Raw genomic sequence first — 24727 nt, forward strand, 5'->3', positions numbered from 1 at the left:
CGCCGTGAGTCGGCAGGTTCTCGTGGTGGGAGACCGTAAGGCGGGCTCCTATCCGACCATCGGCTCGGCGCTGTCCCGGGCCGAGCCCGGCGCCACGATCGACGTCCACCCCGGCCGGTACGTCGAGAAGCTGGTGGTCGGCGACCGGGTGACGATCAGCGCCGTCCAGCCCGGCACCGTCGAGGTGCACGTGGAGGAGGGCAGCGTCCTCGTCGTCCGTGGCGAGGGCGCCCAGCTGCGCGGCATCACGCTCAGCAGCGCCGACACGACGCTGGCGGCGGTCGACGTGTACGCGGGCGAGGTGGCGCTGGACGACTGCCGGGTCAGCGGCGCCTCCTGGGTCACGCTGCTGGCGCGGATGCAGGGCACCGTGGCGCTGCGCGGCTGCGACGTGACCAGCTCGGCCGGCGCGGGCGTGGTGGTGATGTCGGCCGGGTCCAGCACGATCGAGGACACCGTCGTCCACGACGTCGCCACGAGCAGTGTCGTGGCCGGGGAGAGCAGCGCCCTGACGCTGCGCCGCTGCCGCCTGCGCACGGCCGGCGCGAACAGCGTCTGCGTGGGCGGCGACGCCCGGCTCACCGTCGAGCAGTGCGAGATCGCCGGGGCGGGCAAGCCGGCTCTCGTGGTCGAGCAGCGGGCCTGGGCCCGCATCCGCGGCCTGGCCGTCACCGGAAGCGGGAACGTCGACGTCTTCGTCCGCGGCGAGGCCGACGTGCAGATCAGCGACTCGACGTTCACCGGCGCCGCGGTGCAGTCGGCGCACATCGCCGAGGGCGCGTCGCCGTCGTTCCGGAACTGCGTGTTCGGCGGGGCCGGGCACACCGCCGTGCAGGTGCTCGGCGCCGGGCGGCCGACGTTCACCGACTGCACGGTCCTGGACTCGCCGGTCGGCGTCGCGGTCAGTGGCGGCGCACCGCGTTTCCTCGGGCTGACGGTCCGGGGCACGCGGGAGCACGTCGCCGTGCTCGCCGGTGAGTCGACGGTCGTGCTGCAGCGGCTGCGGGCCGAGATCACCGCGGGCGCCGGGGTCCTGGTCCAGGACGGCGCGTCGCTGGAGGGCACCGACCTCGCCGTCGACGCCGGCGACGCGACAGCGCTCGCGCTGACCGGTCCCGCGCGGGCCGTCGTGCGGGAAGCCCGCTTCACCGGTACGGGGGCCGCCTGCGTGCGGGTGGGCGTCGGCGCCGACCTGACGCTGCGCGCGGCCCTGCTGCGGGGCTCCGGCGTACTCGTCGAGGGTGCTCTCCAGATGGGCGACAGCGAGATCGCCGACGCGGCCCGGGACGGCCTGCGGGTGACCGGCGCGGCGGCGGTCACCCAGGTCCGGGTGCGCAACGCCCGGGCGGACGGTGTGGTGTTCGAGGCCGGGTCCCGCGGGTCCGTCACCGACGGCGAGGTGCTGGGCAGTGGCGCGGCCGGCATCGGCGTGGACACCGAGGAGCCGGTGGCGCTCACCCGCTGCGTGGTGCGCGACAGCGGCGGCGAGGACGTGCGCCGCTCGCCCGGCGCCACGCTGACCGTCGACGCGCTGACGGTGGGCCGCCAGCAGGCCACGCCGCCCCCGGTTCCCGGCCCGGCGCCCGTCCCGCCGGCCGGCGACGACGGTACGGCCGAGGAGAGCGGCGGCGACGAGCTGAGCGAGCCGTTGCGCCAGTTGAACGGCCTGATCGGTCTGCGCGGGGTGAAGCAGGAGGTCACCGCGCTGATCAACCTGATCAAGATGTCGCAGGTGCGGCTCCAGATGGGGCTGCCGATGCCGCCGATGAGCCGGCACCTGGTCTTCGCCGGCCCACCCGGTACGGGCAAGACCACAGTGGCCCGCCTCTACGGCTCGGTGCTCAAGGAGCTGGGCATCCTGTCCAAGGGCCACATGGTGGAGGCGGCGCGGGCCGACCTGGTGGGCCAGTACATCGGCTCCACCGCGATCAAGACCACCGAGCTGGTCACCAAGGCGCTCGGCGGCGTGCTGTTCATCGACGAGGCGTACACGCTGTCCAGCGGCTCGGGCGGCTCGGGCCCGGACTTCGGGCAGGAGGCCATCGACGCGCTGATGAAGATGATGGAGGACCACCGCGACGAGCTGGTGGTGATCGTCGCCGGGTACTCGGAGCTGATGGAGCAGTTCCTCGCCTCCAACCCCGGTATGGCGTCGCGCTTCACGCGCACCATCGAGTTCCCGAACTACTCCGTCGAGGAACTTGTCACCATCACCTCCAACCTGGTCAGCAAGCACTACTACGAGCTGACCGACGACGCGGTTGACGCGCTGACCGCGTACTTCACCCGGGTGCCGAGGAACGCGACGTTCGGCAACGGCCGGGTCGCCCGCAAGCTGTTCGAGGCGCTGATCAACAACCAGGCGTCCCGGCTGGCGGCCCACCCGCCGACGAAGGACAACGAGCTGAACCGGCTCACCGCCGCCGACGTCGAGCCCGAGCTGGCGCTGCTGGAGGACCTGCCGGTCGAGCCCGGTGAGCAGCCCGACGCGGCGACCGACCCGACCGGCGCCATCAACGCGGCCCGCAGCTGGAAGCGGATCTGCGGGCTGGTCGGCGGGCAGCGGGTGAAGGAGGCGGCCGGGCAGACGCTGTTGCAGTTGTGCGAGGGACGTAACCGCAGGCGGGGCCCGGGCCGTACCGGAAACGTGCTGATCGGCGGCGCGGCCGGCAGCGGCCGCGGCGAGTACGCCCGGCTCTACGCCGCCTGCCTGTCGGAGCTGGGCCTGGTGCCGGTCGGCCAGCTCGTGCGGGTGAGCACCCGCCGGGAGCTGGCGCCGCAGTGGCCGGGGCAGGCCGCCAGCCTGGTGACCGCGGTCCTCGACGACGCGGCCGGGGGCGTGCTCCAGCTCGACTACGTCGACGACGGCTCCGGGGTGGCGCCGGAGATCGCCGAGGCGCTCGTCGCGCAGATGCGTTCCCGGCTCGGCGACCCGGTGGTGGTGCTGACCGGCGAGGAGCCGGCGTTGGCGAGCCTGCGGGCCGCGGTTCCCGCGGTGAACGAGGTGTTCGGCCAGCAGTGGTCGGTGCCCGAGCTCAGCACCGACGAGCTGGCCGAGATCGTGCTGCGGCACCTGGTGCGGCGGGGCCACGAGGTCCCCGACGACGTCCGGGAGGCGCTGGCCCGGATGGCCGGTCAGCTGCCCGGGCGCACCGTGCACGCCGCCCACCAGTTCTCGCTCGCCCTGACCCGGCGCACCGGCTCCCGCACGCTCGCGCTCGCCGACCTGGCCGTGGCGCCGGCCGCGGTCGGCGAGCGTCTCGGCGGCCTGGCCGCCGTCGGCTGACGGTACGCCCGCTTCCCGTAGAAAGGTCCTCGCATGCAGCCCGAAGCCAAGCCGATCCCGCCCTCGTTCCAGGAGTTCATGGAGAACGCGCAGCGGCTCGAGGACCAGATGCGCGCCGCGCAGACGGAGCTGGAGAAGGCGATCGTCACCGGCCGCTCCCAGGACGGCACGGTCGTGGTCATGGCCAGTGGCCTGGGCAAGGTCCAGGCCGTCCGGGTCGACCCCCGGGTGTACGAGCAGCGTGACGCCGCGTCACTGCAAACGGCGATCATGGAGGCGATCCAGGCCGCCGCCGCGAACGCCGGGAAGCTCGCCACGGAGAAGATGGGTCCCGTCGAAATCAATCTTCACTGACTGAAAAAAGTCTGACCAGCGATTACGTGCCGATCTTCACGGGTTGCCGCGCCTCGCGGCACCACTGTGGAGATTTCCTGAAGGAGTCTCCACGAGACTGTCAGCCCCTACTGACAGTGATGGAGATGGCTGTGGAGCAAGTTGCCGTCTTTGTGCACGCGCCGGACCCGCTGACCCACACCGGGCTGACCGCCCACTTCCGGTCGCGGTCGGACGTCACGCTGCTGGACAGCGCGGACCGGACCCGCGCGCAGGTGCTGATCGTCGCGGCGGACCGCCTCACCACCGACGTGATCGCCATGCTGCGCCTCGCCGCGACCGAGATCGGCGCGCCCGTCGTGCTGATCACCACCGACATCAGCGAGCAGGAGCTGCTGACCGCCGTGGAGTGCCGGGTGGTGGCGGTCCTGCCACGCGCGGCGGTCACCGCCGAACGCCTCGCGCACAGCGTGCTGGCGGCCGCCTCCGGCGGCGGCGTGCTGCCCCCGAACCTGGTGGGCGAACTGCTCAAGCACATCGAACGGCTCCAGCGCGACGTGCTCAACCCGAACGGGCTCAACGCCTCGGGGCTCACCGCGCGCGAGATCGACGTGCTCCGGCTGATGGCCGAGGGCTTCGACACCAACGAGATCGCCGACGAACTGCGCTACTCCGAACGTACGGTGAAGAACGTCATCTACGGCCTCAACCACCGCCTGAAGCTGCGCAACCGCTCGCACGCGGTCGCCTACGCCCTGCGCTCCGGCATGATCTGAGGTGATCACCCGCCACACCGTCGGGAACGCCCTGGTGCTGCACCCCCGGGAACGGATCAGCCCGGAGGCCCGTACGGTCGCGCTGTCGGTGGACCCGGATCCGGACAACGACATCGTGATCCTCGACCTGCAGCACGAGCTGCCCTTCGACGTCTGGGACACGGTCGCGACCGAGCTGCGCCGGCAGCGCCTGCGCCGGGGCATCCGGCTGGTGGTCTGCGGCGCGCGCCCGGAGACCGGGGCGCTCGCCGGGCAGTGGCTCTCCGACCGGCTGGGACGGCCGGTGATCGCGCCGTTCGGACGGATGATCCCGGGCGCGGCGGGGCTGCTCTTCGTGCACGGCACGGACCTCGGCGGCTGGGTCTGCTACCGGCGCGGCCGGGCGCCGGCCTGGCAGTCGAAGCGCTATCCGGCGCCGGCCTGGGACGGCGCCGCCACCGACCACCTCACCATCAGCTCCACCTGCGCCGTGGAGCCGCTGCCGGGTGGCGTCTGGCTGCGCGACAGCCGCGACGAGGCGACGATCGCCACCCACGGCGGCCGCCTGACCTCGGCCATGGCGTGCCTGCCGGACGCGATGCCGGTCCTGGTGGGCTGCCCCGGCACCGCCCCGCTGCGGCTCGACGACGTCGCCCGGTTCTGGCGTGGACTCGCGCCGCAGGGCCGCGAGCACGCCCGCTTCATCCAGTACGGGCCGGTCGCGCTGCCCGACGGCGAGCAGTTCGGCCAGGCGCTCGCCGAGGTGCTGGGCTGTGCGGTGCGGGTCTTCACCGGCGTGCCCACCGGCCGCCCGGACGACCCGGCCATGTTCACCGTCACCGCCGACGGTGGTCCCGGCTGGCAGGTCTTCGCGCGGGAACTGGCGTACGGTCCCCGGACGGCGCTCGGGGCGGCGGCGACGCCGCGCATCCTCAGCCACCGCGCGCCAGCGGAACTCGGCGAGCCGGTCGGTCCCGGCATCTACCAGTACGCCCACGACGCGGTGGTCGAGGTGATCCCGTCCGGGCTCTGGCTGCGTGCTCCGCTGCCGTCCCGCGACGCCGACCGGATCCGTGCCGTCCCGCTGGACCCGGCGCAGGCCCGGCTGGTCGTGGACGACCCGGCGCCGGCGGTGGCCGACCGCCACCGGGAACTGGCCGCCGACCTGGCCGCGCGGCTCGACCCGGCCACCCGCGGGCGTACGGCGGTGCGTCCGTCCTCGTCGGTGGCGCCGGCCCGGGCACCGGCCCCGCCGCACGGGGCGCGCCGGCACGCGGCGGTTCAGGCCCTCGTGCCCCCGGTTCCCGCCCCACCGCCGGTCGACCTCACCGTGGCCGGCCCGGTCGCCGCGCCGGTGGCCCCCGAGGTGGCCGTGTCCGCAGTGACTGACGCACACGCGGCCCGACCCGCAGTGTCCCGAGGAGACGCGCCCCGTCCCGCAGTGGCCGGAGCGGCCGCGGCCTTCTCCGCCTTGGCCGGGGCGGAGGCGGCCTTCCTCGGCGTGGCCGGGGCGGGTGGCGGGGGCGTGACCTGGGCGAGCGCTCCGACGATGGCGCTGCCGGTGCACCGCCCGACGGTGGCACCCGCCCGCTTCCAGCGCACCCCGGTCGACGAGGCGCGGGGCGTCCGTCCCGGTCCCGACCTCGACGAGGAGCGGGCCTGGTTCCGCCGCGCGTTCCGGCGCCAGCTCGCCGCGCTCGCCGCCGACGTCGCCCGCGTGCTCGCGGCGCACCCGGCCCTGCCCGACGGCGCGGACGCGCTGGAGTACGCCACAGCGGTCCGCCTCTACCTCACCGCCGCGGGGGACGGCGTCGACCAGGCGCTGCGGTCCGGCGAGGCGGGTGGTCACGTGCCGTTCGCCAGGTGCGTGGCCGCCGGTACGCGCCCGCTGCCGGTGCACAGTGGCGTCACGTACGCCGCCGCCGACCTGACCCGGGCGGACCTGCGCCGGATCGCGCAGCGCCGGGTGCTGACCGACTGGGGGTTCACCAACGCGCTCGCCGAACCGCCCGCCGACCTGCCGGGAGACGTCGAGGTGCTGATCTGGTCGGCCACCGGCCGGCGCACGGGCGCGCTGGAGACCGGCGACGGCGTGCCGTCCCGCATCCTCTTCCTGCCCGGCACGGCCTTCGCGGTGCTCCAGGTGCGGGAGCCGGCAGCCGGGGCTCCCGGGCGGCTGCTGCTGCGTGAGCTGTCCGCCGGTGACGCGGCGGCCGACGGGCGGGCGCGGTACGACGCCCTGGCCCTGGCCGCCCTGGACCGGCACGTCGCGGGCGGCGCCGGCCCCGGCACGCCGGTCCCGCCGGCCGCGGCGCGCCGCTTCGTCGGCGTCCCCGGGCTGCGCTGAGCGCTAGCGGCCCAGGCCGCCCAGGAACGGCGCTAGCCGCCCAGGCCGTCCAGGAACGCGGCGAGCGTCTCCCGCTGCTCCGGCGCGCACCGGCCGCTGGCCAGGGCCCGGCGGAACAACTCGCGGGCCGGCCCCGGCGCCTGCCGGAACACCTCCTCGCTGTGCGCGACGAGCCAGCTCACCTGCCAGTCGTCGACCTCGGGCGGCCCGGCGAGCAGGTGTCCGGCGACCCGGGCGGCGGCGCTGCCGTTGTCCGCGAGCGCCTGTGCCGCGTACCGGTGCAAGGTCGGCCGCAGCGCGGCGGGGATGCTCCCGGCGAGCGCCCGCCGCAGCACCGGCTGCCGGAACGCCAGCTCGCGGCCCGCGCCCACGAGAACTGTCGCGGCGACCGCCTCCTCCAGGTCGGCCATCAGGTCGAACGGCGTCCGCCCGGTGACCGCGGCGAGGTCGGCGACGGCGAACTCGTCGCCGAGCAGGGCCGCGTACCGCAGCGCATCCCGGGCGCCGGGGGAGAGGTGGTCGAGGCTGGCCCGGACGGTGTCCACGAGCGAGCGCGGCATGCCGTCGGCCCGCGCGTCGACCTCGGCGAACCCGTCGACCACCCGTACCCCGTCCTCCGCCACCAGACCGCTCACCAGCTCCCGCGCGTACAGCGGGTTGCCGCCGGTCAGCGGCGCGAGCGACCGCAGCGTGGCGCCGGGCGGGACACCCACCGCGGTGCCGAAGATCTGCTCGATGTCCGCCCGGGGCAGGGGAGCGAGCCGGATCAGGTGCCCGTCACGTGTCGCCACGCCCCGCCGCAGCCGGGCCAGGTCGCGGCGGCCGGGCTCGGGCCGGGTCGTCGCGACGAGCAGCAACGGCAGCCACCGGGTCAGCGCGGCCAGCCGTTCCCAGGCCAGCAGGCTCGCCTCGTCGGCCCACTGGAGGCGCTCGACGGCCAGCACCAGCGGACCGGCGGCGGTCAGCCGACGGACGTGTGCGAGCACCCGGTCGAGCGCCGCGCCCGGCTCGTCGTGCGGTACCGCCTCCTCGCCCAGCGCCGCCCGCATCACGTGCAGCGGGATACGGCTGCTCAGTTCCTCGGCGACGCCACGCGCGACCCGCAGGCCGAGGGTCCGCGCCTCGTGCAGCGCCGCGTCCAGCAGCGCGGACTTGCCGATACCGGGCTCACCCTCGATCCACACGATCGCGCTGCGTCCCTCGCGCGCCGTCCCGAGCAGGCCGCGCAGCAGCTCCAGCTCGCCGTCGCGTCCGACGAGGCGGCGGCGACGCGGCGCGACCGGACGGGCGACGACGGCGACCGCGGCGGTCGGTCCCGACTCGGTGAGAATCCGGCTCTGCAGCTCGCGCATCGCCGTACCGGGCTCGACGCCGAGCTCGTCGGCCAGCACCCGGCGCGCCGCGTGGTAGACGTCGAGCGCCTCGGTGCCGCGACCGGCCCGGTGCAACGCGCGCATCAGCAGCTCGTGGAACGGCTCGTGCAGCGGGTGGTCGCGGACCAGGGCGGTCAGGTCGGCGATCGGGCTCTCGTCACACCCACCGTCGAGGATCAGCCGGGCCCGCCGCTCCGCCGCGGCGATCCGCAGCTCCGCCAGGCGGTGCCGGTCGAGCTCCGCGAACAGCGCGGCCACGTTCGCGTACGCGTCGCCGTGCCACAGCGCGAGCGCCTCGTCGAGCAGCGCCACCGCCTCGCCGGGCCGGCCCGCGGCGGCGGGCGCCTCGGCCGCCTCGCACAGCGACACGAACCGGTCGGCGTCGAGCGCGCCCGGTTCGAGCCGCAGCGTGTAACCGGCCCGGCCGGACAGCAGCCGCCCGCCGGCCGTCCCCAGGCTGCGCCGCAGGCCGGAGACGTACGTGTAGACGTTGCCGGCAGCGGCGCGGGGCACGGAGCCGCCCCACAGCGCCCGGATCAGCTCGCCCCGGGTGACCGGCCGGTTGGCGTTGGCGGCGAGCATCGCGAACAGGGCCCGCCGCCGGGCCGGTCCCAGGTCGATCTCGGCTTCGCCGCGCCAGGCGCGTACCGGCCCCAGGACGTTGACGCGCAGGTCTGTCACGAGCGGCCGACGACGGCCTGCCCGGCGCTGCGGGGCGGGTCGTCGGAGCCGGCGATCCGGCTCATCTCGGCGCGCGTCGCGGCGTCCCCGGTGTGCGCCGACACCCAGATCGCCTCGGCCCGGGCGGGAAGGCCGCAGCGGTGCAGCACCCGGGCCAGTTGCGCGGTGAGCAACTCGCGGGACGACGCGGAGAGGCCCGGTGAGGCGACGGCGTGCCGCAGCACCGCGATGGCCGGCGCGGGGGCGGCGGCGCTGAGCTGCGCGGCGTGGGCGGTCAGCCACCCCTGCACCCAGGCGTCCACCGGCACCGGCCCGGCCAGCAGTTGGCCGGCGACCCGGCCGAGGTCGCCGCCGGCCTCGGCGATCCGCTGCGCGAACTGCCTGTGCATCAGCACCCGCAGCGCGGTCGGGATCGCGCCGCGCAGCACCCGGCGGATCACCGGGTGCCGGAACCGCAGGCGGCGGCCGTCCTCGACGAGCACCCCGGCGGCGAGCGCCTCCTCCACCGCCGGGACGAGCTGCGGCGCCGACTTGCCGGTGACCGCGGCGAGGTCGGTGACCAGATAGTTGTTGCCCAGGAACGCGATCGCCCGCAGCAGCTGCCGGGTGTCGTCGGCAAGCGGTTGCAGGTGCCGGTTGACGGCTTCGGTCAGCTCGGGCCCGGGCGTGTCGGCGGTCCGGCCGTCGCGGTCGGCGAGCACGAGCTGGCGGAGATAGAACGGATTACCGGCGGCGGCCGCGACGAGCGCGCGTACGGTGTCCGCGCCCGGGCCGGGCGGGCGGGTCCAGGAACGCGCCAGCCGGGTCGCCGTGTCGTCGTCCAGCGGGCCGAGTTCGACGAGCGCGGTGCCGTTGCGGGGCAGCACCCTGCGCAGGAGCCGCACCTCGTAGCCGGCGGGCACCGGGCGGCAGGCGGAGACGAGCAGCAACGGCAGCCGCCCGGTGAGGTTGTGCAGCGCGTGCCAGACCAGCAGGGACAGGTCGTCGGCCCACTGGAGGTCGTCCAGGACGAGCAGCAGCGGCCGTTCGGCGCAGCGCGCCACCACGAACCGCTGGACCGTGTCGACGACCGTCATGGTCGGTGGCGCCCCGCCGGAGCAGTCGTGCAGCGAGGCGGGCAGGCCGGCGTCGTCGCCCAGCGACAGGCACTCCAGCATGATGCTCAGCGGCATCCGGTACGCCAGCTCGTCGCCGACGCCCCAGCCGACCTGGACGCCGAGCGGCGCCGCGTCGCGCAGCCCCTCGGCGAGCAGTGCCGACTTGCCGATGCCCGCCTCGCCGCTGATCCAGACGCTGCCCCCGCGCCCGGCCGCGAGCGCGGTGACCGCCTGCCGCAGCCGGGCCAGCGCAGCCGTACGCCCCTGGAAGCCGGGGAGTGAGGGCGGCGCCGGGATGTGTCCGCGCGTCGCGGCGGGATCGGTGCCGAGCATCTGTTCGTGGATCTGGCGGACGGCGGCGCCGGGCTCGGTGCCCGACTCCGCCACCAGACGGTCCCGGAGAGTGGCGTAGAGCGCGCGTGCGTCGGCGGTGCGGCCCTGCGCGGCGAGCGCCCGCATGGTCACCGCGTACAGGCTCTCCCGGCCGGGGTGGCGTTCGACGAGCGAGAGCAGGCGGTCGACGACCTCGGCGGCGCGCCCGAGGCCCAGCATCAGCTCCGCCCGCCGCTCCACCGAGGTCAGGTACAGCTCGCCGAGCCGGGCACGCTGGCTGGCCGCCCGGGGCCCGGGGACGCCGACCAGCGCCTCGTCGCCCCGCCACTCGGCGAGCGCGGCGTCGAGCGCGGCCAGCTCGCCGGCCACGTCACCGGCGGCGCGGGGCGTGCGGGCGCGTTCGCGCAGGCGCTCGAAGCGGTGGACGTCGACGGCGTCCGCCGCGACGTGCAGGCGGTAACCGCCACCCTCCGACGTGAGCACGCCGCCGGAGGACCAGCGGTCGCGATCGGGTTCGAGCACCCGGCGCAGCGCGGAGACGTACGTGTAGAGGTTGCCCTGCGCGCTGGCCGGCGGTCGGTCGCCCCAGACGGCGGCGATCAGCTCGTCCTTGGACAGTCCCCGCTGCGGGGTGAGGGCGAGCGCGGTGAAGACGGCCCGGCGCTGGGCCGACCGCAGCGTCAGTTCCTGCCCGGCGTACGTGACCCGGAGGGGGCCCAGCAAGCGGATGTCGAAGCCACTGCACTGTGCCGTCATGCCGTCCTCGTGGTGACCCTGTCCCGGTGACAACCATCCGGGCGGAACCCTAGCTCACCCATCCACTATGTCAACTTCGTCGACATGGCCGGAACCCTTACGGCACATGGCATTCCGGTGCGCCGCGCGATCGCGGAAGGCCCCTGCCGATCGCGCTAGCAGGGGCCTTCCGGCGGCGGGCGCGCACCGGCCGCGACGGCGGCCCGGCACCCGCCCGGTGCCCGGCGAGACGTTACTCACCTCCCGCCGGGCCGGTCGCCGCCGTGTCAGTCGCGTCTCAGCTTCCGGCGCACGTGACGGTGGCGCCGCTGCCGTTGCCGGCGCCCTGGAATCCGAAGGTGGTGGTCTGGCCCGCGCCGACCTGCCCGTTGTAGCTCTGGTTCGCCACGGTGACGGTGCCGCTGGTGCCGCTGGGCACACCGTTCCACAACGAGCTGATCGACGCGCCGCCCGGCAGGGCGAGCGTCACCCGCCAGCCGGTCAGCGCGGTGGTGCCGGCGGTGACGGTGACGGTGGCGACGAACCCGCCGTTCCACTGGTCCTGCACCACGTAGGCGGCCGAACAGGACGGGCCTCCGCCGGGCGGCGGCGTAGTGGGCGGGGGAGTCGTGGGCGGCGGCGTGGTGGGGGGTGGCGTGGTCGGGGGTGGCGTGGTGGTGGGCGGCGGGTCGAGCGTCAGGTTCTTCTGCTGGACCGTCCACTGGGTGCGGCACAGGCCGCAGTCCGGGCCGACGAAGTTGGCCCCGGCGCCCACGTCGCCCTTCAGGCGCCACTTCAGGTAGAGCACCGCCACCCGGCCGAACTCGCCGCCGTTGGGCTGGTCGTAGGTGCCGCCGTGACCGACGTTCAGGTTGCCCATGAACGCGGGCAGCCCGGACGGCAGCTTGCCCCAGTCGTCCATGGCGTTGGGGTAGGCGATGTCGCTGGGCCCGCCGATGAAGTACGCGATGGGCTTGGTCAGCCGGCGCAACTGGTAGTCGTCGGCGTCGTTGAGCAGCCCGCTGCTGAAGATGCCGGTCGTGGTGACGCGCGGGTCGTTGGAGACGGCGTACGCCTCCACGCCGCCGCAGGAGAAGCCGGCCACGGCGATCTTCGTGGTGTCCAGCCGGTTGAAGTACTTGCTGCCCGACCGGGAGTTCTCCGCCACCGCCCAGTCGATGGACTGGGTGAGCATCTGGGCGTTGGTGGAGCCGGAGCCGTTCGGCGCGCCGTTGGCGATGGCGAGGAAGCCGTGGGAGGCGATCTCACGGAGGAAGTTGCCCTGGGACAGGCCGTTGGCCGAGCACGCGCCGTTGCCCCAGACCAGGATGGGAAGGCGCTCGGACGGGAGGGTCTGGGGCCGGAAGATGGTGTGGTTGGCCAGGGTGGACGAGGTTTCGTAGTCGGCGGGGTAGGGGCCGGAGCCGCCGATCGCGGCGCCCGCGGGCGCCGCGCCGAACGTCATGGTCACAGAGGCGGCCGAAACGACGGCGGCGGCCAGTCCCGCGTAGATTCTCGATCTCCTTCTCATGGGTCCTCCAGCGACTGACGCGTAGGCGCCCTTGGTGGTGTCGGTGTGCGGTTACTATCACCGGCGTAACGAAAAGTGTCAATGTAACGTCCGCTGTGTGGACGCGACTTCGCGCTGGTCGGGGGCCTGAGGCGAGGCCCCGGCGCGATCAGTTGGCGACCGTCCTCTGCGCCGCGCGTCAGGCGTCCGTCGCGTCGAGCCGCTTCTGCAGCCGGTCGAGGCGGTCGAGGACGTCGTGCATCATCACGCGCAGGACCGTCGTGTCGGCGTCGCGTCCGGGCAGCATCCGCCCGAACGCGACGCCGTAGTAGAGGGCGGAGAGCGCGGCGGGCGTGACGACGGCGCTCACTCCGGTGCGGCGCAGCGCGGCGCCCGCCTCGCCGTCGTCGCGCAGCAGTCCGAGCAGCAGGTGGCTGCCGGTGGTGACGGCCGAGGCGTGCGCGGTGGCCTGCTCGGCGGCGGCCGCCAGCACCGCCCGGGTGTCCGGCGAGGTGGCCGGCTCGGTGGGCGTCGCCGCGGTGGCGGGGGTCTCGCCCAGGGCCGCGCGGATCGTGGCGGCGGGGAAGCCGAGCAGTTCGACGGTGTTCAGCACCAGGCTCTCGCCCTCGTCGAGGAAGGCCCGCAGCAGGTGGACCGGCTCCACCGTGCCCGCGCCGGAGGTGGACGCGAGGGCGTACGCCTGGTGCAGGATCGCCGCCACGTGGTGGTTGGCGGGCGGGGTCAGGGTGAGCCCGGCGGGCAGCGCCCGGGTGGTGGGTGTCTCGTGAGTCGCGCCCACGGCGCCGTCCAGCGCCTGGGTCAGCGCGGTCTGGCAGATCCGGGAGACCGGCAGCCGGGCGTCGCGGACGCGGTCGGCGAGGGCGTCGGGCAGATAAACGTTGACCTTGGGCACCTGACCGATCCTGTCACGCGGGGGCCGGGCCGGGCACCCCTTGATCGCCTACATTCCCTAGGGTTATAGTAGGGTTATGCCCGCGCTGCTGACCACCCGACGAGCCCTCGACCAGGGCCGTACGTCCAGCGCGCTCTGTCGCCGCTGAGCCCCACCGGCTCGCTTCGCACACGTCGCCTCGTCGTGCCCTCCTGGGCACGGCCGACTCCTTAAGGCCCGACACGCCATGACTCAGCACGACCCTGTCCAGAAAGCCCGCGTCGACCTGACCGCCGGCATCAACAAGCTCTTCGCCGCCTCGGCCATGTCGGCCAGCGGGCACGGCAACATCAGCGTCCGGATTCCCGGCCACGACGACCGCCTCCTCGTCAACGCCGGGGAACTGCTGCGCCCGTGGCCCGCCGACGACCTGCGGGTCGCGGCGCCCGCGCTGCGCACCGTCAACGACGACGTCGTCGTGGTCGGCCTCGACGGGACCGTCCACGACGGAACGCCCAGCCCGTCGGTGGCCGCGATCCTGAAGATGCACATCGGCGTCTACCAGGCCCGGCCCGACGTCAACGCCGTCATCCACACCCATTCGCCGTACGCCACCAGCTACGCCCTCGCCGGTGTGTCGCTGCCGGCCCGGTACGAGGCCCTGCTGGTGCACGGCCAGCCCGTCGACATCCCCGTCGCGCCGTGGGCGCCACGCGGCACCGAGGAGGCGGTGCGGTCGATCGCCGAGACGTTCGCGGCGCACCCCCGCACGTACGCGATCCTGCTCGGCAACCACGGCCTGCTCGTCGCCGGCGACTCCGCCCGGCACGCCGCGAGCCTCGTCGTGGCGATCGAGGAGGCGGCCGTCTCCAGCATCGGCGCCGAGCCGCTCGGCGGCCCGGCGCCGTTCCCCGACCACGTCCACGACCTCGACCTGCGCCTGCGCTTTGAGGAGCCGACCGCATGACCACCCGTAGCCGCCGGATCGCCGGCGCCCTCGCCGCCGTCCTGCTCACCACGTCGCTCGCCGCCTGCGGCGGGAACGACGAGCCCGCCGCGGCGAGCGCCGACGGCCTCACCACCGTCCGGCTCGCCTCGTCGCCGCTGGGCCACCTCGCGCCCATCTACCTGGCCCAGGAGCGCGGCATCTTCGCCAAGCACGGCCTCAAGGTCGAGGTCGACACCGAGACCTCCGACCTGACCTCCGTGCCGGCCGTGCTGGCCGGCAAGGTCGACTTCGCCACCGGCGACCTCACCACGCTGATCGTGGCCCGGTCCAAGGGCCTCGACGTCAAGGCAGTGGTGCCGGCGTCCGCGTCCACCGGCAAGGAGGGCGCCGACTACGGCGCCCTGGTGGTCAAGGGCGACTCCGGCATCACCAGCGCCAAGCAGCTCGAAGGCAAGACCGTCTCGGTCAACGTCCTCACCAACATCGCCGCCGCGGCGGCCCGCGAGGCGGTCCGCGCCGACGGCGGCGACCCGACGAAGGTCAAGCTCGTCGAGATCCCGTTCCCGCAGGCGCCCGCCGCGGTCAGCACCGGCCGGGTGGACGGCGCCTGGGTGGTCGAGCCGTTCCTGTCGGCGGCCAAGGCACAGGGCGCGGTGCCGGTCGGCTGGGGATTCACCGACCTGGCGCCCGACCTCACGGTCTCCGCCTGGTACGCGGCCGGCTCCTACACCTCGAAGAACGCGAAGACCGTCACCGCGTTCCGGGACGCGGTGCGGGAGGCGTACGCGTACGCCCGCGACCACGAGGACGAGGTGCGCGCGAAGATCCCCACGTTCACCGAGATCAAGCCGGAGGTGGCCGCGAAGATCACCCTGACCGGCCTGCGTGACGAGGTCAGCCGGCAGGCCGCCGAGAAGCTCGCCGGCTACGCCCAGCGCGACGGGCTCATCACCACCACACCCGACCTCGACGAACTGATCCTCAGGTGAGAAGGGGGTGGCTCGGCGCCCTGGGCCTGGCGGGCGCGGCCACGGCCTACGAGATCCTCGCCCGCCTGTTCCTCGACCCGGCTTACGTGCCGCCGTTGAGCGCCGTGGTTCCGGAGGCGCTGCGCCTGCTCACCGAGGAACGGTTCTGGGCGGCGACCGGCCGTACGCTGGCGACGGTGGCGGTCGGCCTGGTCATCGCGCTGGCCGCCGGCATCCTGGCCGGGTTCGCGCTCGGCTCGGTGCCGCAGGTGCGCCGGGCCACCTCCTCCACTCTCGACTTCCTGCGGCCGGTCCCGTCGATCGTGCTGATCCCGGTCCTGGTGCTCGTGCTCGACGTCCGGCAGATCACGGTGCTGCTCGTCGCCGTGTCCTGCTTCTGGATCGTCGTGTTCCAGGTGCTCTACGGCCTGCGGGACGTGGACCGGGTGGCGGTCGAGACCGCCCGTGCCTTCCGGCTCGGCCGGCTGGCCCGGATCGTGCACGTCACCTGGCCCACGGTGCTGCCGTACCTGGGCACGGCGCTGCGCCTGATCGTCTCGGTCGCGCTGGCCCTCGCGCTGACCGGCGGGCTGGTCATGGGCGCCGCCGGGCTCGGCGAGATGATCTGGAGCAGCCAGGAGTCCGGCGAGTCCACCGGCATGTACGCGCTGGTGCTGCTCACCGGCGGGCTCGGCATCGGCCTCGACCAGCTCGCCCGGCTGGCCGAGCGGCGGCTGCTGCACTGGCACGTGGCGACCCGCCGGGAGGCCCTGGCATGAAGGCCCTCGGCTACGCGCTCGGCCTGCCCGCGGCGCTCGTGGCCGCCTGGTGGGTGGCCAGCGACGGCAGCACCAACGTGTTCCTGCCGCCGCTGCGCACGATCGTCGAGGCGTTCCGGGACGTGTGGTTCTCCGACACGTTCGCCCGCGACGTGGTGCCCAGTCTGTGGCGCCTCGCCGCCGGCTACACGATCGCGCTCGCCGCGGGCGTCGTCCTCGGCTTCGTGATCGGGCGGTGGGCGGTGCCCCGCGCGCTGACCGGCCCGCTGCTGGCGTACTTCCGGGTGCTGCCCGCCCCGGTGCTGATCCCGGTGCTGCTGGTGGCGGTCGGCATCGGCGACACGACCAAGCTGGTCGTCATCACTGTGGGCGCGGTCTGGCCGATCCTGCTCAACACCGCCGACGGCGTCCGCGCCGCCGACGAGGTCGGGCTGGAGACCGCCGCGGCGTACCGGCTGCCGCGCCGCACCCGGCACCTGCTGGCGCTGCGCGGCGCGAGCCCGCAGATCTTCGCCGGCGCCCGGCAGGCCCTCGGCCTGTCGATCATCCTGATGGTGGTCAGCGAGATGCTGATGAGCACCGACGGGCTCGGCTTCACAGTGGTGCAGTTCCAGCGCAGCTTCGCCATCCCGCAGATGTGGAGCGGGGTGCTGCTGATCGGCCTGCTCGGGTTCGGGCTCGCCAAACTCTTCGAGCTCGTCGAGCGGCGCGCGTTGCGCTGGCATCGCGGCCACACCGGACAACTCACGGAGCGACCATGACCTCCCTGCTCGAGATCGCCGGGATCGGCAAGACCTACCGGGCCCGGGAACGCACCGTCGAGGTGCTGACCGCGATCGACCTGACCGTGTCCGAGGGCGAGTTCGTCGCGCTCGTCGGCCCGTCCGGCTGCGGCAAGACCACCCTGCTCAAGATCGTCGCCGGGCTGCTGCCGGCCACCGTGGGGCAGGTCCGGTTCGGCGGCCGTCCGGTCACCGAACCGCCGCCCGGCCTCGGCGTCGTCTTCCAGGAGTACGGCCGCAGCCTGTACGCCTGGAAGACGGTCCGGCAGAACGTCGAGCTGCCGCTGCGGCACCTGGACCTGAGCCGGGCGCGGCGGCGGGAACTCGTCGCCGACGCGCTCGACGCGGTCGGACTCGGCGCGGCCGGCGACGCGTACCCCTGGCAGCTCTCCGGCGGCATGCAGCAGCGCGTCGCGATCGCCCGCGCGGTCGCCTACCGGCCCCGGCTGCTGCTGATGGACGAGCCGTTCTCCGCCGTCGACGCGCAGACCCGCGCCGACCTGGAGGACCTGGTGGCCACGCTGTGGAAGCGCTACGGCATGACCATCGTCTTCGTCACCCACGACATCGACGAGGCGGTCTACCTCAGTCAGCGCGTCGTGGTGCTCGGCGCCGGCGTCTCCGGCGTCCAGGCCGACATCCCGGTCGACCTGCCCGCCGACCGGGAACAGATCGGCACCCGTTCCTCCGCCCGCTTCGGCGAGCTGCGCACCCGAGTGTGGACGCAGGTCCGCCGTACCCCCGAGAGCGAGATGGTATGAGCAACGCCCGATGGACCGACACCGGCGGCGGCGAGGGCCCGCTGTGGTCCTTCCGAGTCGGTGAGGTCGAGGTCTTCCCGATCCGCGAGGTCGACTACTTCGTGGACCCGGCCGAGTTCTTCCCGCAGCTGGCGACCGAGTCGTGGACCGACGGCGCGTTCTACACCCGGGAGCCGTTCACCCACGACGGCCGGATCCTGCTCAACCAGGAGGCCCACCTGCTGCGTACGCCGGACCGGCTGATCCTGGTCGACGCCGGCGGCGGCAACGGCAAACCGCGCAACGGCGGCGTGTTCGACCGGGCGGACCGGCCGTTCCTGGAACAGTTCGCCCGCGCCGGGGTGTCGCTCGGCGACATCGACACCGTCGTCTTCACCCACCTGCACGTCGACCACGTCGGTTTCGCCACCAGCGCGGACGGCCGCGGCGGCTGGGAGCCGACCTTCCCGAACGCCCGGTACCTGGTGGTCCGGGAGGAGTTCGACTGGTGGACCGGCCCGGACGGCGCGCGGGCCATGCAGCGTACCGGCGACTACATCGCCGACAGCATCCTGCCGCTGCGCGACGCCGGGGTGCTCGACCTGATCGAGGCCGACCACGTCCTGTCCCCGCAGGTGCACCTGGTGCCCGCGTTCGGCCACACGCCCGGCAACGTCTACCTGGTCGTCGAGTCGGCCGGGCAGCGGGCGCTGTTCGCCGGCGACATGCTGCACCACGGCGTCCAGCTGGAACGGCCGGAGTGGAGCATCCGCTACTGCGTGGTGCCGGGCGACTCCGCCGACCAGCGCCGCCGGCTGCTGGAACGGGCCGCCGACTCCGGTGACCTGCTCGTGCCGGCGCACTTCCCGTTCCCCGCGGCCGGGTACGTGCGCCGGGCCGAGTGCGGCTTCACCTACACGTTCCTCGACGTCTGATGCTCATCGCCGACTTCCACACCCACCACGCCTGTCCGGACTATCCCGCGGTGCTGCCGCACAACGCCACCGGCGTGCTCGCCGCCCGCTGGGCCGACACGGCCCGGCGGGTCGCCGACCTCGACGGCCTGCTCGCCGAGTCCGGCCGGCACGGCGTGGACCTGCGCGTCCTGAGCGCCCCGCCGGCGATGGTCACCCCGCACGGCGAACGGACGCGGCCGGACGATTTGCGGCGGCTCAACGACCACCTGGCGGCCGTGGTCGCCGCGAACCCGGGCCGCCTCGCCGGGCTCGCCACGATCGACGCCTTCGGCGGCGACGCGGCCGCCGGGGAGGTGGTCCGGGCCGTCCGCGAGCTGGGCCTGCCGGGCGTCGTCGTCGACTGCGCCGCCGCGGACGGGCGGCTGCTCGGCGACCCGGCCGCCCGTCCCACCCTGTCCGCCGCGGCCGAGCTGGGTGTGCCGGTCTTCGCGCATCCGATCAGCAGGTCCACGCTGACCGCCGAGTTCGCCGGCCTGGGCCGGCTCGGCACGTCGCTGGCCCGCGGCACGATCAACGCCGCCGCGCTGCTGTCCCTGCTCACCGGCGGCGCCCTGGCCGCGCTGCCCGGCCTGCACGTGGTCTTCCCGATGCTCGGGGTGGCCGGCCTGGCGCTCGCCGCCGCCACCGACGAGGGCGCGTTGCTCAGCGCGCCCGGCCGCCGCGCCCACGTGTACGCCGACACCATGGGCTTCGCGCCGTCGGCGATCCGCTTCGCCACCGACCTGCTCGGGGTCGACCACGTGGTCGTCGGCGGGGACTGGCCGGTCGCCGAACGGGAGACCACCCGGGAGCGGGTCGAGGCGGCGCTGCGCGGCGCGGGCCTCGACCCGGACGAGCGCGCCCTGGTGGCCGGCGGCAACACGCTGCGCCTGCTGGGCCGCGGCTGACGCGCCGATCAGGCCGGCGCCGATCCCGTCCCCGCCACGGCCAGCGGGGCCGCGCCGAACGACACCGCGAACCGCTTGCACCAGATCGACACGCTGCGCAGCCCGTCCAGGTCCACCGACGCCGGGATGTCGTACGCCTGGTCGCCGATGTTGCCCTTGAGGCGGCCCAGTTCCACCCAGCGGCCGTCGTCGAACACCTGCCAGCCGGCGCGGCCCTGCTGCACCTTCCGGTCGGTGAGCCAGACCCGCAGGTCGGGGCCGTCGGACGTGTTCAGGCCGCGCAGCAGCAACTGACGGCGGCCGTCGGCGAGCCGGACCAGCTGCGCCCGGCCGGACGTGTCGTGCTCGTGGGTGACGAAGTCACCGGCGGCCAGGACCACGTCGGCGGGCGGCCCGCCGGTGGCCGGCGGGCCGCTCGTGCCGGCCGTCGGCGGCTCCGTCACCGACGGCAGCGCCTCGCGCACCTCGCGGTCGGTCACCAGCCGCCACGGCTGGAACAGGTACAGGCTCACCCCGAGACCGGCGACCACCACGACGGCGAGCACCGACAACACCACACGTCTTCTGCCCATGCCGTGAACCGTAGGGCCGTTCCCGGCCGGAGGATCTTTCCGTCCGCTTACGGCCCGACCGCGGGCCGCCGCGCCGGGACGCCGATGGGTAGCGTCGGGCCCATGGAGCGCTACGTGCTCGTCGTCGACGACGACCGGACGGTCAGCGATGTCGTCCGCCGCTATCTCGAACAGGACGGCTACCGGGTCCGGCTGTCTTTCGACGGGGCGGACGCGCTCGTCGCGGCCGGGGAGCAGCCGCCCGACCTGGTGGTCCTCGACCTGATGATGCCGGGCCTCGACGGCATCGAGGTGTGCCGGCGGCTGCGGCGGAGGCTGCCGGGGCTGCCCGTCGTCATGCTCACCGCGCTCGGCGACGAGGCCGACCGGGTCGCCGGGCTGGAGGTCGGCGCGGACGACTACGTGACGAAGCCGTTCTCCCCCCGGGAACTGGTGCTGCGCATCCGGTCGGTGCTGCGGCGCACGGCGCGCGACGACCGGGGACCGGCCGGGGTGCTGCGCGACGGCGACCTGACCGTCGACGCCGGCCGGCGGGTCGCCGAGCGAGGCGGGGAGCCGCTGGCGCTGACCGTGCGGGAGTTCGACCTGCTCGCGTTCCTGCTGGCGAACCCGGGTCGCGCGTGGTCCCGGGCCGAACTGCTGGACCGGGTGTGGGGCTGGCGCTTCGGCGACCAATCGACCGTCACCGTCCACGTCCGGCGGCTGCGGGAGAAGATCGAGGACCGCCCGGCGCAGCCGTGCCGCATCGTCACCGTGTGGGGCGTCGGCTACCGCTACGAGCCGCTGGGGTCCCGGTGAGCGAGCTGCTGGTCATCGGGTCCTACGCCCTGCTGGCCGGCGCGGTCGTCGGCGCGCTCGGCGTGGGCGCGCTGCGGCTGGTGCGCCGCCGGTCGATCCTCGCGCACATCGCGGTGCTGCTCGCGGTCACGATCGCCTCGGTGACGGCGGGCGTCACCGCTGTCGCGCAGGCCATGTTCCTGTCCGCGCACGACCTGCAGGTGGTTCTCGTGACGGTCGCGGCGTCCGCGGCGGTCAGCCTGGCCGTCGGTGTGGCGTTCGCCCGCCGGCTGGCGCGGGCGGCGGTCTGGGCCGACCAGGCCCGGCAGCGGGAACGGCAGTTGGAGGCCGGCCGCCGCGAACTGGTCGCCTGGGTCTCCCACGACCTGCGGACACCGCTGGCCGGCCTGCGGGCGATGGCGGAGGCGCTGGAGGACCGGGTGGTGGACGATCCGGTGACGGTGGCCGAGTACCACCACCGGGTCCGGGTCGAGACCGACCGGATGACGCGGCTGGTCGACGACCTGTTCGAGCTGTCCCGGATCAACGCGGGCGCGCTGCGGCCCGCGCTGTCCCCGGTGCCGCTCGGCGACGTCGTCTCCGACGCGATCGCCGCCACCGCGCCGCTGGCCGCCGACCGGGGGGTGCGTGTGCTCGCCCCGGAGACCGGCTGGCCCACGGTCCGGGCCGGCGAGGCCGAACTCGCCCGCGTCGTCACGAACCTGCTCGTCAACTCGGTGCGGTACACGCCGCCGGACGGCACGGTGCGCGTCGACACCGGCCACGACGAGGGCGACGTGTGGTTCGCCGTCTCCGACACCTGCGGCGGCATCCCCGAGGCGGACCTGCCCCGGGTGTTCGACGTGGCGTTCCGGGGGACCCGGGCCCGCACACCGGCCGGCGCGGACCAGCCGGCGCCGGCCGGTGGCGGGCTGGGCCTGGCGATCGTGCGCGGCCTGGTCGAGGCGCACGGCGGGCGGGTGCACGCGCACAACGTCACCGGCGGCTGCCGGTTCGTCGTCCGCCTCCCGCCCGCCTGACAGCCGCCGCGCCCGGTCAGGCGGCGTCCGGGGGACCGGTCTGCGTCAGGCGCCCGTCGGCGAGCCGCAGCCAGCGCTCGACCCCGATCGCGGCGAGGAACCGCTCGTCGTGGCTGACCACGAGCAGCGCCCCCCGGTACGCGTTCAGCGCGCTCTCCAACTGCGCGACGCTGAGCAGGTCGAGGTTGTTCGTCGGCTCGTCGAGCAGCAGGAGATGCGGGGCCGGCTCGGCGCCCAGGACGCAGGCCAGCGTCGCCCGCAGCCGCTCGCCGCCGGAGAGCACCCCAGCCGGCAGGTGCGCCCGCGGGCCGCGGAACAGGAAGCGGGCCAGCAGGTTCATCCGCTGCGCGTCCGGGGCCTGCGGCGCGAACGCGGCCAGGTTCTCCGCCACCGTACGGTCGGAGTCCAGCAGGTCGAGGCGCTGCGACAGGTACGCGATGCGGCCGTCGGCCCGGGTGATCCGGCCCTGCTCGGGTTCCAGGTCGCCGTTGATCAGGCGCAGCAGCGTGGACTTGCCCGCGCCGTTGCCGCCGAGCACGGCGATCCGCTCCGGTCCCCGGATCGTCAGGTCGACGCCACCTGTGGCGAACAACTGCCGGTCGCCGTACCGGATCTGCGCTCCTTCGGCGGTGAGCAGCGTGCGGCCGGCCGGCACCTCGGTGGCGGGCAGCTCCACCGAGATCCTCTGCTCGTTGCGCAGCGCCCGCTCGGCCTCGTCGAGCCGGGCCCGGGCGTCGTCCACCCGCCCGGAGTGCATCTCGTTCGCCTTGCCGGCGGCCACCTGCGCGTCCCGTTTCATGCCGCCGGCGACGATCCTCGGCAGCCCCGCGTTCTTGAGGTTGCGGGCGGCGTTGCCGGCCCGGCGGGCCGCCCGCTCGCGGGCCTCCTGCAACTCCCGCTTCTCCCGCTTGAGGTCCTGCTCGGCGTTGCGGATGTTCTTCTCCGCCACCTCCCGCGCGGCGCGCGCCGCCTCCTCGTACGCGGTGAAGTTCCCGCCGTGGAACCGCACCTCGCCGCGGTCCAGCTCGGCGATGCGGTCCATCCGGTCCAGCAGCGCCCGGTCGTGACTGACCAGCAGCAGGCAGTCGGTCCACTGCTCCAGCACGTCGTAGAGCCGGTGCCGGGCGTCGAGGTCGAGGTTGTTAGTGGGCTCGTCCAGCAGCAGCACGTCGGGCTGTTTGAGCAGTTGCGCCGCCAGGCCGAGCGAGACGACCTGCCCGCCGCTGAGGGTGTCCAGCCGCCGGTCGAGCGCGAGGTCGCCGAGGCCGAGCCGGTCCAGCTGGGCGCGGGTGCGCTCCTCGATGTCCCAGTCGTTGCCGATGGTGGTGAAGTGCCGCTCGTCGGCGTCGCCGGACTCGATGGCGTGCAGCGCCGCGATCAGCGGGGCGATCTCCAGCACCTGCGCCACGGTCAGGTCGCCAGACAGCGGCAGGCTCTGCGGGAGGTAGCCCGGCACACCGTGCACCGTGACCGACCCGGCGGCGGGCCGCAGCTCACCGGCGATCAGCTTGAGCAGCGTGCTCTTACCGGCGCCGTTCGGCGCGACCAGGCCGGTCCGGCCCGCGCCGAGGGTGAAGGAGAGGTTCTGGAAGACCGGAGTGTCGTCGGGCCAGGAGAAGGTCAGGTTCGAGCAGACGACGAAGGAATCGGACATCAGGAAGACGACCTCGAAGATGAGGGCGGGCGGACCTCAGCCGCCCGGCGGGGGACACGGTCTCGGGGTACGACGACACGACCACGGCGCCTGCCTGTGGTCGGTCACATGTCCGGTCTCACCCGGAGATGTCGTCGTCACCCGCCATGTCTGGTCTCCCTGCCTGCCTGATCGCCACTGGATCACTCCGGTCCACCGTAGCACCGGCCGGTGCCCGGCGCGGGCGTGCCGGACCGGCGTCCGCGCGGCGGTCCGCCGCGCCGTGCGCCCTATGCTCCTGGCCATGTCCCAGGTGACTGCGAGCCGCTGGTTCGGGCCGGCCGGATCCTCGACCGGCGACGCCCAGGTGTTCGTCTTCCCGTACGCCGGCGGCGTCGCCGCCTCCTTCGCGCAGTGGCGGGAACTGGCCGCGCCGGAGCTGTCGGTGCAGGTCGCGCTGATGCCGGGCCGGGGCGCCCGGCTGCACGAGCCACCGGTGGACGACCTCGCGGAGCTGGTGGACGCGCTGGCGACGGCCGTCGCCGAGCGGGCGTCCGGGCCGTTCCTGCTGTTCGGCCACAGCCTGGGGGCGCTGGTGGCGTTCGAGGTGACCCGGGAGCTGCGCCGCCGGGGCGCGCCCGCACCGCTGGCGTTGCTGGTCGGCGGCGCGGAGGCGCCGGGGACCCGGCTGGTACGGCGGCGCGTCCACGACCTGGACGACACCGGTCTCATCGACGCGCTGCGCGACTTCGGGGCCACGCCGGCCGCGCTGCTGGCCGACCGCGACCTGATGGAGCTGATCCTGCCCGGGGTGCGGGCCGACTTCGCGCTATCCGAGCGGTACGCCTATCGCCAGGGGCCGCCGCTGGAGGTGCCGGTGCACGTGCTGCTCGGCGACGGGGACGAGCACGTGGACCCGGAACGGGCCGCGGGGTGGGCCCGGGAATGTGTCACCGAGCCGCGATGGCACGTGTTTCCCGGCGGGCATTTCTTCCTTACCGACCATCTGCCGGAAATCATCGACCTAATGCGACACATCGTCGTCAGTCACACCCCTGTGGCGGAATAAGCGACAAAGAGCAGGTAAGGACTCGTACCCGCGCCGGACCTTCCACAATGTCCGGTATTCGACCTGGTGAGTGGCCGAGAAGCGGTGTTAAAGTTCGCCATCCGTTCGCCGAAGGGACGTCGCTGACGAGGCGGCATACTGTCGCGTGCGCCGAGGTGTTCATGAGCCGGCCGTACCTTCCGTCCCTGGTCCTACGCGATTACCTGCACACC

20 protein-coding genes are annotated in these 24727 nt (G+C 74.3%); 14 read left to right on the top strand and 6 right to left on the bottom strand.

Annotation, left to right across the window (positions count from 1 at the left end):
* Nucleotides 1–4 precede the first annotated feature (4 nt).
* The 4 genes from J3R08_RS13705 (at nucleotide 5) to J3R08_RS13720 (ending at nucleotide 6721) form a co-directional block, all read left to right on the top strand.
* On the top strand, nucleotides 5–3286 hold the full coding sequence (locus J3R08_RS13705) for a right-handed parallel beta-helix repeat-containing protein (RefSeq protein ID WP_280841745.1): 3282 nt from the start codon (nucleotides 5–7) through the stop codon (nucleotides 3284–3286).
* A gap of 54 nt (nucleotides 3287–3340) precedes the next feature.
* A complete protein-coding gene (locus tag J3R08_RS13710; protein WP_369830137.1) occupies nucleotides 3341–3640 on the top strand; it encodes a YbaB/EbfC family nucleoid-associated protein in 300 nt (99 codons plus the stop codon).
* 119 nt (nucleotides 3641–3759) lie between these two features.
* Entirely contained in the window at nucleotides 3760–4395 is a 636-nt protein-coding gene (locus J3R08_RS13715) for a response regulator transcription factor (protein WP_209961468.1), read from the top strand.
* Nucleotide 4396: 1 nt separating this feature from the next.
* Nucleotides 4397–6721, top strand: coding sequence for a hypothetical protein (locus J3R08_RS13720; RefSeq protein ID WP_209961470.1), 2325 nt, complete (start codon nucleotides 4397–4399; stop codon nucleotides 6719–6721).
* A 32-nt stretch (nucleotides 6722–6753) separates the two neighbouring features.
* On the opposite strand, the gene J3R08_RS13725 is transcribed toward J3R08_RS13720, so the two are convergent.
* From J3R08_RS13725 to J3R08_RS32060, 4 genes are all read right to left on the bottom strand, one after another.
* Nucleotides 6754–8775, bottom strand: a complete 2022-nt coding sequence (locus tag J3R08_RS13725) for a BTAD domain-containing putative transcriptional regulator (protein WP_209961472.1) — start codon at nucleotides 8773–8775, stop codon at nucleotides 6754–6756.
* Nucleotides 8772–10961 (bottom strand): BTAD domain-containing putative transcriptional regulator, encoded by a 2190-nt coding sequence (locus J3R08_RS13730; protein WP_209961474.1) that lies wholly within the window; start codon nucleotides 10959–10961, stop codon nucleotides 8772–8774. The genes J3R08_RS13725 and J3R08_RS13730 overlap by 4 nt, the downstream gene beginning before the upstream one ends.
* A 277-nt stretch (nucleotides 10962–11238) precedes the next feature.
* Nucleotides 11239–12471: a cellulose binding domain-containing protein gene (locus J3R08_RS13735; RefSeq protein ID WP_209961476.1), complete on the bottom strand. Its 1233-nt coding sequence runs from the start codon at nucleotides 12469–12471 to the stop codon at nucleotides 11239–11241.
* 178 nt (nucleotides 12472–12649) lie between these two features.
* The gene (locus tag J3R08_RS32060; RefSeq protein WP_167435649.1) at nucleotides 12650–13363 is read right to left on the bottom strand and encodes a Clp protease N-terminal domain-containing protein; all 714 of its coding nucleotides are present in this window, start codon (nucleotides 13361–13363) and stop codon (nucleotides 12650–12652) included.
* Nucleotides 13364–13589: 226 nt separating this feature from the next.
* Here J3R08_RS32060 and J3R08_RS13745 point away from each other — a divergent pair, with 226 nt between their 5' ends.
* Genes J3R08_RS13745 through J3R08_RS13775 form a run of 7 tightly spaced genes read left to right on the top strand, consistent with a single transcriptional unit; the run spans nucleotide 13590 to nucleotide 19424 of the window.
* The gene (locus tag J3R08_RS13745; protein ID WP_064446295.1) at nucleotides 13590–14309 is read left to right on the top strand and encodes a class II aldolase/adducin family protein; all 720 of its coding nucleotides are present in this window, start codon (nucleotides 13590–13592) and stop codon (nucleotides 14307–14309) included.
* A complete protein-coding gene (locus J3R08_RS13750) occupies nucleotides 14306–15280 on the top strand; it encodes an ABC transporter substrate-binding protein (protein ID WP_209961477.1) in 975 nt (324 codons plus the stop codon). Before J3R08_RS13745 ends, J3R08_RS13750 begins: the two co-directional genes overlap by 4 nt.
* The gene (locus tag J3R08_RS13755) at nucleotides 15277–16038 is read left to right on the top strand and encodes an ABC transporter permease (protein WP_069090109.1); all 762 of its coding nucleotides are present in this window, start codon (nucleotides 15277–15279) and stop codon (nucleotides 16036–16038) included. Before J3R08_RS13750 ends, J3R08_RS13755 begins: the two co-directional genes overlap by 4 nt.
* On the top strand, nucleotides 16035–16799 hold the full coding sequence (locus J3R08_RS13760; RefSeq protein WP_064446292.1) for an ABC transporter permease: 765 nt from the start codon (nucleotides 16035–16037) through the stop codon (nucleotides 16797–16799). The genes J3R08_RS13755 and J3R08_RS13760 overlap by 4 nt, the downstream gene beginning before the upstream one ends.
* A complete protein-coding gene (locus J3R08_RS13765; RefSeq protein ID WP_043324780.1) occupies nucleotides 16796–17581 on the top strand; it encodes an ABC transporter ATP-binding protein in 786 nt (261 codons plus the stop codon). Before J3R08_RS13760 ends, J3R08_RS13765 begins: the two co-directional genes overlap by 4 nt.
* Complete coding sequence (locus tag J3R08_RS13770; protein WP_209961480.1) at nucleotides 17578–18495, top strand: MBL fold metallo-hydrolase; 918 nt, start codon at nucleotides 17578–17580, stop codon at nucleotides 18493–18495. The genes J3R08_RS13765 and J3R08_RS13770 overlap by 4 nt, the downstream gene beginning before the upstream one ends.
* Nucleotides 18495–19424: an amidohydrolase family protein gene (locus J3R08_RS13775; RefSeq protein WP_209961482.1), complete on the top strand. Its 930-nt coding sequence runs from the start codon at nucleotides 18495–18497 to the stop codon at nucleotides 19422–19424. Before J3R08_RS13770 ends, J3R08_RS13775 begins: the two co-directional genes overlap by 1 nt.
* A gap of 8 nt (nucleotides 19425–19432) precedes the next feature.
* Here J3R08_RS13775 and J3R08_RS13780 read toward each other — a convergent pair whose 3' ends face one another.
* Nucleotides 19433–19996, bottom strand: a complete 564-nt coding sequence (locus J3R08_RS13780) for a DM13 domain-containing protein (RefSeq protein WP_209961484.1) — start codon at nucleotides 19994–19996, stop codon at nucleotides 19433–19435.
* Nucleotides 19997–20080: 84 nt separating this feature from the next.
* Between J3R08_RS13780 and J3R08_RS13785 the strand changes: the two genes are divergently transcribed.
* Both J3R08_RS13785 and J3R08_RS13790 read left to right on the top strand, forming a co-directional pair.
* Nucleotides 20081–20794 (top strand): response regulator transcription factor, encoded by a 714-nt coding sequence (locus J3R08_RS13785; protein ID WP_140946063.1) that lies wholly within the window; start codon nucleotides 20081–20083, stop codon nucleotides 20792–20794.
* Nucleotides 20791–21813 (top strand): sensor histidine kinase KdpD, encoded by a 1023-nt coding sequence (locus J3R08_RS13790; RefSeq protein ID WP_064446287.1) that lies wholly within the window; start codon nucleotides 20791–20793, stop codon nucleotides 21811–21813. The genes J3R08_RS13785 and J3R08_RS13790 overlap by 4 nt, the downstream gene beginning before the upstream one ends.
* A 16-nt stretch (nucleotides 21814–21829) precedes the next feature.
* On the opposite strand, the gene abc-f is transcribed toward J3R08_RS13790, so the two are convergent.
* Nucleotides 21830–23467: a ribosomal protection-like ABC-F family protein gene (gene abc-f / locus J3R08_RS13795; protein WP_209961486.1), complete on the bottom strand. Its 1638-nt coding sequence runs from the start codon at nucleotides 23465–23467 to the stop codon at nucleotides 21830–21832.
* A 283-nt stretch (nucleotides 23468–23750) separates the two neighbouring features.
* Here abc-f and J3R08_RS13800 point away from each other — a divergent pair, with 283 nt between their 5' ends.
* Nucleotides 23751–24515 (top strand): thioesterase II family protein, encoded by a 765-nt coding sequence (locus tag J3R08_RS13800; RefSeq protein WP_245254731.1) that lies wholly within the window; start codon nucleotides 23751–23753, stop codon nucleotides 24513–24515.
* The last annotated feature ends 212 nt before the right edge of the window (nucleotides 24516–24727 follow it).

It is taken from the genome of Micromonospora sp. HB375 (assembly GCF_017872985.1).
GTDB lineage: Bacteria > Actinomycetota > Actinomycetes > Mycobacteriales > Micromonosporaceae > Micromonospora > Micromonospora chalcea.